Annotated in this window: 10 protein-coding genes; 2 read left to right on the forward strand and 8 right to left on the reverse strand. The window is 71.2% G+C overall.

The features are described 5' to 3' along the window. Positions 1-24 precede the first annotated feature (24 nt). Entirely contained in the window at positions 25-444 is a 420-nt protein-coding gene (locus L6E10_RS35185) for a cupin domain-containing protein (RefSeq protein ID WP_236224483.1), read from the forward strand. 95 nt (positions 445-539) lie between these two features. Further along, positions 540-1,832, forward strand: a complete 1,293-nt coding sequence (locus L6E10_RS35190; RefSeq protein ID WP_236224484.1) for an MFS transporter — start codon at positions 540-542, stop codon at positions 1,830-1,832. 139 nt (positions 1,833-1,971) lie between these two features. Here the strand turns inward: L6E10_RS35190 and L6E10_RS35195 are convergent, their stop codons facing one another. The 8 genes from L6E10_RS35195 to pabB all read right to left on the reverse strand — a co-directional run bounded on the left by L6E10_RS35195 (position 1,972) and on the right by pabB (position 12,502). After that, complete coding sequence (locus L6E10_RS35195) at positions 1,972-2,181, reverse strand: hypothetical protein (RefSeq protein WP_090104761.1); 210 nt, start codon at positions 2,179-2,181, stop codon at positions 1,972-1,974. Between the two features lie 145 nt (positions 2,182-2,326). Next, positions 2,327-3,130, reverse strand: a complete 804-nt coding sequence (locus L6E10_RS35200; protein ID WP_236224485.1) for an isocitrate lyase/phosphoenolpyruvate mutase family protein — start codon at positions 3,128-3,130, stop codon at positions 2,327-2,329. Between the two features lie 4 nt (positions 3,131-3,134). Continuing rightward, positions 3,135-4,559, reverse strand: coding sequence for an adenylosuccinate lyase family protein (locus L6E10_RS35205; protein ID WP_236224486.1), 1,425 nt, complete (start codon positions 4,557-4,559; stop codon positions 3,135-3,137). A gap of 112 nt (positions 4,560-4,671) precedes the next feature. Further along, the gene (locus L6E10_RS35210; RefSeq protein ID WP_236224487.1) at positions 4,672-6,648 is read right to left on the reverse strand and encodes an FAD/NAD(P)-binding protein; all 1,977 of its coding nucleotides are present in this window, start codon (positions 6,646-6,648) and stop codon (positions 4,672-4,674) included. 78 nt (positions 6,649-6,726) lie between these two features. Beyond that, positions 6,727-7,785 carry a 3-deoxy-7-phosphoheptulonate synthase gene (gene aroF, locus L6E10_RS35215; protein ID WP_236224488.1) on the reverse strand — a complete coding sequence of 353 codons (1,059 nt, stop codon included), beginning with the start codon at positions 7,783-7,785 and terminating at the stop codon, positions 6,727-6,729. Positions 7,786-7,899: 114 nt separating this feature from the next. Continuing rightward, positions 7,900-9,579, reverse strand: a complete 1,680-nt coding sequence (locus tag L6E10_RS35220) for a class I adenylate-forming enzyme family protein (protein ID WP_236224489.1) — start codon at positions 9,577-9,579, stop codon at positions 7,900-7,902. After that, a complete protein-coding gene (locus tag L6E10_RS35225) occupies positions 9,576-10,469 on the reverse strand; it encodes a prephenate dehydrogenase/arogenate dehydrogenase family protein (protein WP_236224490.1) in 894 nt (297 codons plus the stop codon). Before L6E10_RS35225 ends, L6E10_RS35220 begins: the two co-directional genes overlap by 4 nt. Continuing rightward, entirely contained in the window at positions 10,466-12,502 is a 2,037-nt protein-coding gene (gene pabB, locus L6E10_RS35230; RefSeq protein WP_236224491.1) for an aminodeoxychorismate synthase component I, read from the reverse strand. Before pabB ends, L6E10_RS35225 begins: the two co-directional genes overlap by 4 nt. Between the last annotated feature and the right edge of the window lie 8 nt (positions 12,503-12,510).

Raw genomic sequence — 12,510 nt, forward strand, 5'->3', positions numbered from 1 at the left:
CACGACACCCAGGAGAGAACTGCCATGCGTGACATCAAGATCTACTCGTCCCTCTTCGCCGGCGGCCTGCACAACGGCCAGATCAAGTGGGAGGAGTACGTCCAGCCCGGGCGCAACGAGGTGGACGTGGAATGGCTCTACACCGCGGCGGAGACCGGTCCGACCGGTGCCGAGGCCTACATCGCCCACTTCAAGCCCGGTTCGCACGGCGACCTGCACGAGCACCTCGGGTTCGAGCTGCTGCTCATCCTCGAAGGCGAGCTGCACAACGACAACGGCGACCGCTACCCGGCGGGGACGATGTTCATCGAGAAGCCGGAGAGCGTGCACCAGGTGTCGTCTCCGACCGGGTGCTACGCGCTCGTGGTGCGGGAGAAGGGCACCCGCCGGCTCACCGACGACGAGGTGAGCGCCACCGTCGCCGCGAGCGCCGCGGCCGAGTAGGTCCCCTTCGCGGTGGGGCCGGGCTCCGGCCCCACCGCACCACGCCCGTGTCCTCACGACCGGCGACCCCGTGCAACGACCCAGGAGAACCTCCGATGTCCCAGCAGACGCAGGACCGACCACAGACCACCCAGCCCCCGCGGACCGACGACATCGTCATCGGGCGCACCGGAAAGAGGCACTCGCCCCGCTACCGCTGGGGCATCCTCGGCATCGGGATCTTCGCCCAGGCGGCGTTCAGCGCCGCGTTCCAGGGCATCCCGACCTCGGGTTCCATCCTCGCCGCCGCCTACGGCTACTCCCTGTCCCAGCTGGGGCTCGTGCTCGCGGCCGTGACGGCGGGCATCTTCGTCACCGACGTGTTCTGGGGGATCCTCTCGGACCGCATCGGTGAGCGCACCGTGCTGATCGTCGGCCTCGGCGGCACGACCGCCACCCTCGCCTACGTCACCGCGTTCCTGGTTCCCGGCGGTGGCGCGGCTCCCGCGGCGTGGGCACTGGCCGCGGTGTTGTTCCTGTCCGGTGCGCTCGGCGGCTGTGTCAACGGAGCGTCCGGCCGCGCGGTCATGGGCTGGTTCCCGGCCAACAAGCGGGGCTTCGCCATCAGCCTGAGGGTCGCCGCCGTGCCGCTGGGCGGCGCGCTCGGTGCCGCCATCCTGCCCTCGCTCGCCCTGGGCGCCGGCTTCCGGTGGGTGTTCGCGTTCCTGACGGTGTTCATGCTCGCGGCGACCGTCGCCGTCGTGCTGTGGCTGGACGAGCCGCCCATCGCGCGCACCAAGGCGTCCGGCGGCATCGCGGCGACGACGACCATCAGCCCCTTGCGGCGCTGGGACATCTGGCGCGTCGCGATCACCGCGTTCCTGCTCGACCTCCCGCAGTTCACCGTCCTCACCTTCGGCACGGTGTTCCTCACCTCGGAGATCGGCCTGCCGATCGAAGGCGTCGTGGTGGCGCTCGTGGTGGTCCAGGTCCTCGCCGCCGCCTCGCGGGTGTGGAGCGGCCGGTGGACCGACAACCGGGGAGGCCGGTACCGCAGGACCCTCGTGCGCGGGTACAGCTGGGCGATCGCCGTCGCATTCGTCGGGGTGGCGGGCTACTCGTTCGCGCCGACGTGGCTGGTGATCGCGCTCTTCGTCACCGCCGGCTTCCTCGCCTGCGGCTGGCACGGCGTGCACTACGCCGAGATCGCCACGATGGCGGGCGCCGAGCGGTCGGGTACCGCGCTCGGCCTGGAGAACACGATGGTGTTCGGCGGCGCGTTCGTCACCCCGCTGATCATCCCGATCGTGCTGTCGGTGTCGTCGTGGCCGGTGGTGATGCTCGTCGTGGGCGCGGTGCCCGCGGTCGCCTCCGCGCTGATGATGCCGAAGGAGCAGCCGGTCGGCTGACCTCGCCGATCCGGAACGGCCGGGAAGCAGACGCTTCCCGGCCGTTCCGGCTGTTCGGCCAAGGGCCGTGGAACACGAAAAACCCCCGTCCTGAGGCTTCAGGACGGGGGTTCGTCAGGGGGTTCGCGGTGGTGCAGGTTCACCAGTGGGTGTCCTCGACGCAGACCAGGAGGTCGGTGCTCCAGTGGGTGTCCTCCGGGCAGTCGCCGGGGCCCTCGGTGGTGGTCGCCGGGGTGTTCCAGTGCGTGTCAGCCGCAGAGGCCGTGCCGCTCGCGATTCCGAGGATGGCGAGCGTGGCGATGATGAGCGAGATCAGGGTCGAGGCGGCGGACTTGCGGCTGGCGAACATCTTTACCTCCGGTGTTTTCGGGGGCGTTCCCCCTGGCTGACACCAGTTCAGCCACCGGCTCCATCGGTCCTCGATCGGCGCTCTGTCGGTCTGTGCAGGGTGGGTCGATAGCGGGTCGATAGCGGGGGAGGCGGGTCTGCCGCCTTCAGAAAAGGGCGTTCAGCGTGCCGTAGTCGACACCCCCTTCCAGCTCCTCGCAGGTGCCTGTGGCCAGGAGTTCCGCGGCGGCACGTTCGGCGACGGCGTACGCGGCCTGGGCGACGAGCGGGCCGACGCTGAGCCGGCGCACGCCCGCCGCCGCGAACTCGGCCGCGGCCGGTGCGCCGGGGAAGGCCAGCACGTTGAGCGGCAGTGCGGACGCCTCGGCGATGTGGCTGATCGCGTCGAGGTCGCTGAGCCCGATGACGTAGAGGCAGTCCGCGCCGGCGTCCGCGTACGCGGCGGCACGGGCCAGCACCTCGTCGAGCCGTCCCCCCGGCGCCCCGATGCCGAGCAGGTAGACGTCGATCCGCGCGTTGACCAGCAGTTCCGGTAGCCCTGCCGAGGCCGCCGCGGCACGAACCCCGGCCAGGCGCTCACCCTGTTCGGAGATGCCGAACAGGGTGCCGTCGTCCTTCGAGTCCTCGACGTTGACGCCGACCGCGCCGGCACCGATCACCTCGCTGACGGTGGCGGCCAGGTCGTCGTAGCCGCCTTCGACGTCGGCGGTGACCGGCACGCCGACCGCCGCCGCGATCCTGGCGACGGCACCGACCGCCTCCGCGCGGCTGAGTCCCTGACCGTCGCGGCGGCCGAGTGACCAGGCCACACCGGCGCTGGTCGTCGCGATCGCCTTCGCCCCCGCCCGCTCGACGAGCGCGGCACTGGCCGCGTCCCACGCGTTGGGCAGGATCAGCAGGCCGTCGTCGTGCAGGCCCCGGAACGTAGTCGCTTTCTGGTTCACCGTCATCGCCTCATTCGGTGTCTGTGCGGGGCCAGGCCAGAGCGGCCAGGGTGTCGTCGACCAGGCTGCGCGCCGCGCCCAGGTAGCCACTGGGCCGGGTCAGGTCGGCGAGCTCCGTCGCGGTCAGGTGCGCGGTCACCGCGGGGTCCGCGGCGAGGACGTCGTGCAACGGCGTCCTCGTGTGGTGGGCGGTGAGGGACGCGGCGCGGATCGCCGTGACCGCCTCGGTGCGGCCGAGGCGCGGCACCAGGGTGGCGGACAGGCGCTCCGAGACGATCAGGCCGTGCGTCAGGTCGAGGTTGTCGCGCATCCGCTCGGTGTCCACGGTCAGGCCTTCGACCAGCTCCACGGCGGTTTCGGCGGCGCCCGCGGTGAGCCGGAGCAGCTCGCGCAGCGGGTGCCACTCGGCGTGCCAGGCGCCGGCGGGGCGCTCGTCCTCCGCGGGCAGGCAGGACGCCAGGGTCGCGATGAGGCCCGGTGTCTGGGTGGCGGCCGCGCGGATGAGGGTGGCCAGTGCCGGGTTTCGCTTGTGCGGCATGGCGGACGAGACTCCGCGGCCTTCCGCGAAGGGTTCGGCGACCTCGCTGATCTCGGTGCGCGACAACACCTGCACGTCCACGGCGATCTTGCCGAGCACACCGGTGACGAGTGCCGCGGCGAAGCCGGTCTCGGCGATGGGAATCCTGTTGGTGTGCCAGGGGAGCAGTGGTGCCGACAGTCCCGTCTGCTTGGCGAACTCCTCACCGAGCAGCCGCGCGTAGTCCTCGGCGACCTCGCCGCCGGACTCGGCCTTCGCGCTCTCCAGGTAGCCGGCGAGAGTGCCCGCCGCGCCGCCGAGCTGGATCGGCAACGTCAGTCTGCTCAACCGCTTCGCGGCGTCGTGCACGGCCGTCGCCCAGCCCGCGGCCTTGAGGCCGAACGTCACGGGGACGGCGTGCGCGCCGAGGGTGCGGCCGGCCATGAGCGTGTCGCGGTGTGCCGCGGCGAGCCGCAGCGCGGCGGTCTCGACCCGCCGGAGGTCTTCCAGGATCTCGGTGCTGGTGCGCGCCACGACGAGCATGGCGGCGGTGTCCAGGACGTCCTGGCTCGTCGAGCCGCGGTGCACGTACTGCGCGGCTGCGGGGTCGACCTCCGCCACGGCCGCGCCGAGTGCGCCCACCACGGCCACCACGGGGTTCGCGGCACCGCGGGCCGCCCTGGCCAGGGCGACGAGGTCGAACTCCGCGGTGCCGGCGACCTCCGTGATGACGTCGGCCGCGTGGCGCGGTGCCACGCCGAGTGTCGCCTGGGCGCGCACCAGGGCGGCCTCGGCGTCGAGCATGGCGCGCAACCACGCGGCGTCGTCGGTCAGCGACGCGGCCACGACGCCCGCGCGCACGGGGGCGAGGAGCCCGCTGTCGAGGGAAGCGCTGTCACGGGAAGCGCTGTCGGGCATGACGGACTCCTGGGTGGAAGGGGGTCGGAGAAGGCTGGTGGGGGAGCGGGTGGGAGGGAGCGGGACGCCGCCAGGGGAGGTGCGGCGTCCCGCGGGATCGGGACCGGCCGGCTCAGAAGCCGGCGATGAGCGACGACCGCGGCACGGCCACGGTCGCCGCGACGCACGCCTGGGCGACCGCGTCCGCGTCGGCGAGGATCACCGAGTTGACGCCGGGACGGATGCCCGCCGCCGTCACCCAGTGCACCGTCTCGGTGGGAACGCCGAAGGCGAACCGGCGCGGGTGCGGCACCCGTCCGGGGCCGAGCACGGGGTACGGGCGCGGGCCCACGGCGAGGCCGCCCGTCTCGTAGTGGCCGCCGCCGGAGAGGGGGATGCGGTGCAGCACGCACTCGCCGCGGGCGAGCAGTCCGCCCAGCAACGGGTCCGTGGTGGTGCGGATGTCCGGCTCCGGGAGCCGCGCCTCGATCAGCGTGGTCACCTGGACCGGCTCTCCCGGCACCCGGGCCGAGCTCACCAGGAACGAGGCCCCGTCGGGAGCCGGGCGGACCTCCATGCCCGGTCCCATCACGCGCAGCACGCCGGCCTCGATCAGCGCGATCATCTCCTCGATCCGCCGCACTGGCGGGCCGATGGACACGAAGGCGTTGAACGGCGTGTACCACTTCTGCAGGTCGTCGCGGTACGAGTCGCCGCTGATCCCGGAGTGGTCGACGATCTGGCGGATCTCGTTGCGCAGGTCGCGCATGGCGTCCAAAGCGGACTTGACGGGGCTTTGCACGTTGCCGCGCAACGCTTCCCGCACATCGTCCTTCAGGTACGACACGAGCCACGCGCGGTACGAGCCGGCGTCTTCGAACTCCTGGTCGCCGTACGGCTTGGAGATGGCGTTCCAGTCCCAGCGGTCGGCCTCCGCGATGCCGAAGCGGTCGAGGAGCATGTTCTCCGCGTCGGACCTCGGCTGGTCGAACGGTTCTCCGATGGGGGTGTTCGCGAACTCCTCCTCGCACACCGCTCGGTACCGCCGGGAGAACACCTCCGCCTCGCAGGAGCACGAGCGCTGGGCGACCAGTGCCGTGTAGTACACCGAACGGACCTCGCGGTCGATCAGCGGCCAGATCTCCGTGCGGAAGTCGGCGGGACGGCCCCGCTCGGCGCGCCGGCGCAGCGTGCGGATCACCCACGGGGTCAGGAAGAGCGGTTCGTGGCGGCCGAAGGCTCCCTTCTGGTTCTCGCCGCGGGCGGTGTACGGGACGCCGCGGCGGGAGCCCGCGATCAGCACCGGTTCCGCGCCGGACGGGTGGTAGGTGAGCGATCCGTCGTCGGAGCGGGCGAACCGGCCGCCGCGTCCTGTGGTCAGCAGGGCCATGTGGTCGAAGAAGTTGAGGCCCATGCCGCGCAGCGCGATCTCGTCGCCGGGCTGGACGAACGACAGGTCGGCGTTCGCGGGGTTGCCGGGAGCGACGTAGTTCAGCCCGTTGCGGGCCGCGTGCTCGGCGAGCTCGAGCTCCATCTCGGACATCATCGTCGGCAGGTGGCCCTGGGTGAGGACCACCGAGTCGAGTCCGTCGAGGACGGTGCCGTCGCCGAGATCGACGACCTGCGTCCCGTCCTCGGCGTCGGTCAGGTTGACGGCGGTCGCGGTGTGCAGGGTGATGGTCAGGTTGGCCGAGGCGGTCCGCAGCAGGTGCCGCAGCACCCACCGCAGGTAGTGGCCGTACAGCGCGCGGGTGGGGTAGGAGTCCGCACCGAGGTCGCGGCATTCGGCGCGCACCCAGTCCGGCAGCAGGTCCTCCTTGCCGAGGTGTTCGGCGAACCGCGCCCACTCGTGCAGGCTCGGTCCCGGCACGATCGGCCCCGCGCAGGTGACGGTCTCGTCGGCGAACATGGTGATCTGGGCTGCGACCGTGTTCATCAGCAGCTCTCGTGACTGGTCGACGCGCCACACCGCGCTACCGCTGTGCAGGTTCGGGTCCACGACGTGGACGGTGATCGACTGGGGTGGGTTCTGCGCCGCGGCCGTCGAGTGCAGGCGCTCCAGCACCGACAACCCGCGTGGCCCCGCGCCGATGATGCAGATGTGCGTCACGGTGTCCTCCAGTGGGCACGACCACACTCGGCCCCTCGCGGTGGGGGAGTCGGTCGGAAAAGGTCGGGAAAGGGGAGATCAGCGCTCGACGTCGGCCAGCACGGGGCGCATGACGCCCGCCATCTTGCGGCCGAGACCCATCGCGAGGAGCTCGAGCTTGCCCATGAGAGCGCCGAAGTCGGACGGCAGCAGCGCCTGCTTGCCGTCGCACAGCGCCTGCTCCGGAGCGACGTGCACGTCGATCAGCAGGGCGTCCGCGCCGGCAGCGGCCGCGGCCATCGAGACGGGCTCGACGAGTGCCGGGATGCCGACGGAGTGGCTCGGGTCGACCATCACCGGCAGGTGCGAACGCTGCTTCATCAGCGCCACCGCCGAGATGTCGAGCGTGAACCGGGTGGCGTGCTCGAACGTCCTGATGCCGCGCTCGCACAGGATGACCTGGTCGTTGCCCTGCGCCAGCACGTACTCCGCGGCCGCCAGCGTCTCGTCGACGGTGCAGCCGAAGCCGCGTTTGAGCACCACCGGCCGGCCGGACTTGCCGACCTCGGTCAGCAGCTCGAAGTTCTGCATGTTGCGCGCGCCGATCTGCAGGCCGTCGGCGATCTCCGCGACCCGTTCGACGTGGCGGGGGTCGAGCACCTCGGTGAGGATCGGCAGGCCGGTGTGCTGGCGGGCTCCGGCGAGCAGCTCCAGGCCGGCCCACTTGAGGCCCTGGAAGGAGTACGGCGACGTGCGGGGCTTGAACGCGCCGCCGCGCAGGCCGACCGACCCGTAGTTGGCCGCGACGTCGGCGCAGGCGAGCAGCTGCTGCTCGTTCTCCACCGCGCAGGGACCGGCGAACACGTTGAGCGAACCGTCGCCGACGGCCGCGTCACCGATGCGCACGATCGTTCCCTGAGGGCGCAGCTCCCTGCGGCCCAGCCGGAAGTCGCCGGTCACCGCGACCTTCGCCACCGGTGCGGTGAACGACGCGGGTGCCCTGGTTTCGACACCCGGACCGTGGGCGAGGATCACCGGTGCGTCACCCAGGAACTGCTGGACGGCGGTGGTGCCGTTGGTGTCGAAGAACTGCAGCCACTCGTTGAGGCGGGAAGCCGGGGTGCCGGGGGCGAAGGACAGGATCGACTGACTGGACACGGTGAACCTCCTGGGCGCGGAAGAAAGTCTGGTGTGGAAGGAATTGCGGTGTGGACACTCGTGCCCCGCGGCAACGGACCACCGCGGGGCACGAGCAGGGGTGGGACCGACCGGTCAGGCCGTCACCGCGGCGAACGACCGGGGGTCGGCGGACGTGGTGTAGGTGGGCAGGTCGGCGAACTTCTCGCGGAGGTTCCGCTTGAGCACCTTGCCGGTGACGCCGACGGGGAAGTCCTCGTCGGTGCGCGCCAGCTCGAGCGCGCCGAGCGTGAGGTGGCCCGCGCGGGCGAGTTCCTCGTTGGCGAGCCGCAGCATCTTGTCCGGGTTCGGATCGGTGCCCGGCTGCGGCACGACCACCGCGACCGGGACGACGTCCCCGCCGGCCCGGCCCGCGACGACCGCGCAGTCCACGACGTCGGGCACGTCGGCGAGCAGGATCTCCTCCATGAACACCGAGTAACCGGTGCGCTCGGGGGTGACCAGCGCGTCGACCGTCCGGTCCACCAGGAAGTGGTCGCCGTTGGAGTCGCGGTAGCCGTTGTCGCCGGTGAGCCAGTAGCCCGACAGGCGGCTGCCGTAGTTGAGGCCGTGGTTGTCCCAGTAGCCCGGCGTGATGGCCGGCCCCTTGGCCGCGAGCAGGCCGACCTCGTTGTCGTCGGCGTAGGTGCCGTCGGGGCGCAGGATCGTCACCTCGGCGACCCCGACCGGCTTGCCCGCGCACCGGTCGTTGCGCTCGGTGTCGAGCGTGCGGACCTTGAGCAGCACACCCCAGCCGAGCTCCGTCGTGCCGAGCCGGTCGAAGAACGCCGACTGCGGCAGGTCCGGACTGCGCCGGCCGAGGATGTCCTTGATGTGCGCCTCGTGCACCGCGTCACCGATGGACACCCACACGTTGACCGAGTCCAGTGCTCCCGGCGCCAGGTCCAGCGCGGGGATCTCGGAGTAGGCGTGGGCGAAAGACATGACCGTGGTCGGCTTGAACTCGGCCACCGCCCCGGCCATCTCCTCGCCGGGACGGTCGAAGCCCGCGGTGGTCTGCGAGCCCGACAGCACCGCGTACACGGTGTAGGCGATGCAGCCCAGGTGCGACTGCGGGAGGCTGGTCATGGTCATCGAGCCCGGCTGTTCCTTGAAGTCGACCAGCCGGAACTTCGGGCCCGCGACGATGGAGCCGTGGGTGTGGATGGTCGGCTTGGGCAGGCCGGTGGTGCCCGACGAGTGCAGGATCGTGACCGGGTCCTCGTCGTGGTGGCGGAACTTCATCTCCGTCGTCAGCTCGGCCTGTGGCGGGAAGGGCTGCTCCTCCGCCACCTGGGTCCACCGGACGGACGGCAAGGTCGCCGCGAAGTCCGCCAACACGTCCATCCTGGACTGTCCGGCGAAGATGCCGACCGGGGTCGTCTGGCCGGTCAGCGACTCGGCGATCTCCTGGGACGCCTTGGTGTTGATCAGCACCGCGATGGCGCCGATCTGGGCCAGTGCGTAGAAGTGGACGTGGTAGGCGAAGGTGTCCTCGATCCACACGACCACGCGGTCGCGTGGGCGGACGCCCTTCTCGTCGTGGTACCAGACCGCCCAGCTCTGCACGAGCTCGTCCAGTTGCAGCAGGCTGAACTCGTTCTGGGGCTCGCCCCTGGTGTTCAGCAGCGGCTTCAGGGTGCGGAGGAACGGCTGGTCCGGAGCCGGGCTCGCGGCGATGGCGGAGGCGAGCAGGTTGCCGCCGCCGATCGTGGGGTCCGCGGCGACGGCGGCGCGCTGTTCGACGTTGAGGACGGTGGGTGCGAACGTGGTCATGAAGATTCCCCTCTCGCGGTGCTGACAGGTGTTTCGCTCTGGCCGGCTTCGTTCTGCCCCTGGAACATCCGGGCGCAGAGGGCGCCGTACCCGGGCAGTCGATCGCCCAGCACGGAACGCAGAGTCGACAGAAGATCGGTGAACTCGGCCTCTCCCGCGCCGACCGCGGCGGCAAGGGTGGCCGTGCCCGCGCGCAGAGCGTCGCGGGCGGTTTCGGCGAACGGGTTCGCCGACTGGACGTCCCAGTAGACGTCGGGGGTACCGCCCGCGATCCGCGCCAGCAGTGCCAGCAGGGTCGCGTGCGGGGGTGGGGCGAGCGCGGCGAGCTCGTCCGCGGTGACGTCGAGCTCGGCCAGTGCCGCGCCGAACGACAGGACGGCGGCGTGCGTGAGCGCCTGAGTCGCGGCAGCCAGCCGGTCGTGCCGGTCGGCTGTCACACGGACGACACGGGCACCCGCGCCGGTCAGCAGGTCGAGCAGCTCCTCGGTGCGCGGGCCGCCGGCGAGCTCCACGGCGGCCACCGGACGGCCGGGGAAACCCAGTGAGGGGGCGAACATCGGGTTGAGCCCGAGAAGCTCCACATCGGACCGGACGACAGTCGCCGCTGAGGCATAGCGGCTCTTGACCGACAGCGTGTCGACGACCAGCGAGCCGGGCGAGAGCACCGCCGCGACCGGTCCGAGTGCTCGCAGCGCCACGGGTTCCGGCACCGCGAGCACCACGACGTCGGCCATGGCGAGCTCGGCCGCGAGCAGCGCGTCCGGAGCGGTGATGTCGGCTCCGGACGCGCTGTCCGCGACGTGCACCTCGGCGCCCGAGGCCGTCAGCAGTTCGACGAACAACGTGCCCACCGCGCCGTCCCCGCCGGCGACGACGCAGCGGGGCGTCATGCCACGTCCCCGATCGCGGTTTCGAGGGCGGTGTCGACGACCGCGGTCACCATGGCGCGGGACTTCACCGCGGTCTCGGCGAACTCCTCCTCGGCGTCCGACAGCGCGATGATCGCGCCACCGACGCCGAAGCGGACACCGGACGCGGTCGCCACGAGCGTGCGGATGACGATGTTGAGGTCCACCGCGCCGCTGAGGCCGAACCAGCCGATCGCGCCGGAGTAGACGCCGCGCGGGCCCTCCTCCAGCCGGTCGATGATCTCCATCGTGCGCAGCTTCGGCGCACCGGTCATCGAGCCGCCGGGGAACGCCGCCCGCACGCAGGCCACCGACGACTGGTCTGCGCGCAGCGTGCCGCGGATCGTCGACACCAGCTGGTGGACCGGCGCGTAGGTCTCCACGTCGAACAGCTTCGGCACGTGCACCGAGCCGATCTCCGACACGACGTTGAGGTCGTTGCGGATCAGGTCGACGATCATGAGGTTCTCGGCCTGGTCCTTCTCGTTGGAGAACAGGTCGGCCTTGAGGGCCTCGTCCTCCTCCGGTGTGGCGCCGCGCGGCCGGGTGCCCTTGATCGGCTTGGCCTCGGCGACGCGGTCCACACCGATCGACAGGAACCGCTCCGGTGAGGCGCTCATCACCGAGACACCGGGGAAGTCGAGGAAAGCGCCGTACGGCACCGGACTGATGCCGCGCAGGTGCGTGTAGGTGGTCAGCGGGTCGATCCGCACGTCCATGCTCACCTCGTTGGTGAGGCAGACCTCGTACGACTCGCCGTGGTCGATCTCGTGGAAGCACTCGTTGATGCGCTTGAGGTACGCGTCGTGGTCGTGCCGCAGCACGGCGATCTTGCGCGCCGCCGGCGAGTTCATGTCGGACCACTGCGTCGTCCGCGCGGCGTTCTCCCCGGCCCTCGTCGTGGCGGCGACCTGGTCGCCCATGACCGAGAGCCAGGCCAGGGCGTCGGCGTCCACGCCGTCGAGGCTCAGCGCGAGCAGGTACGTCTCGCCCGCGACGTGGTCGACCGCGATGAGCCGGTCGGCGAACACCATCGCCGCGTCCGGTTCCTCCGCCTGGTTCACCGCGTGCGCACCGGACTCGGCCTTGAGCTCGTAGCCGAGGTAGCCGACGTAGCCGAGGTTGAAGTCGAACGGCACGCCCTCCGGTGTCGGGATGACGCGCTGGGCGAGCTGCTCGTCGAGGTAGGCGAAGAAGGGCGACTCGACCTCGGTGGTGGTGCCGTTCTTCTCGACGGTGACCGTGTTCTCCGAGATCCGGTAGCTCAGGTACTCGGCGAGCGGCCCGGAGGCGTCACCCATGTACGAGAACCGCGACAGGCCGTCGACCACGGAGCTGCTGTCCAGCCAGAACGGCCGGCTGCCGCCGGCGAAGAGCTTGCGGAACAACGCTTCCGTGTCCGGCAGCGCCGCCACCTTGCGCACGTGCACCTGGTAACCGCGGCTGCGGGACAGGGCGAGGTCGCGGAAGTTGGCGAGGAGCTCGCGGCCGTACTCGCTGCTGATGGACTCAGGGTGGAACTGCACGCCCCAGATCGGCAGGCTGCGGTGCCGGACGCCCATGACGATGCCGTCGGTCCAGGCGATCGGCTCCAGGCAGTCGGGCAGCGAGGTCGCGGCCAGCGAGTGGTAGCGCACCACGTTGTACGGCGAGGGCAGCCCGGCGAAGACGTCCACGCCGGTGTGCTCCACCGGGAACACCCGCCCGTGCACCGGCGCCGGCGCCAGCCCGACCGTGCCGCCGAAGAGGTGGCAGATGCCCTGGTGGCCGAGGCAGACGCCGAGCACGGGCAGTCCGCTCTCCAGGATCGCCTTGGCGCTCACCCCGAAGTCGGTGTCGACGTCCGGGCTGCCGGGACCGGGGGAGATGACGACCGCGTCGAACTCGCCCACGTCGATCGAAGACCAGTCGACGTCGTTGCGGACCACGGTGGGCGCCACGCCGTTGACCTCGCCGAGCAGCTGGAAGAGGTTGTAGGTGAAGGAGTCGTAGTTGTCGATCAGAAGCGTGCGCATGGTGGGGC

Origin of the sequence: Lentzea sp. CC55 (assembly GCF_021056325.1) — a bacterium.
In the GTDB taxonomy this organism is placed as follows: domain Bacteria; phylum Actinomycetota; class Actinomycetes; order Mycobacteriales; family Pseudonocardiaceae; genus Lentzea; species Lentzea jiangxiensis.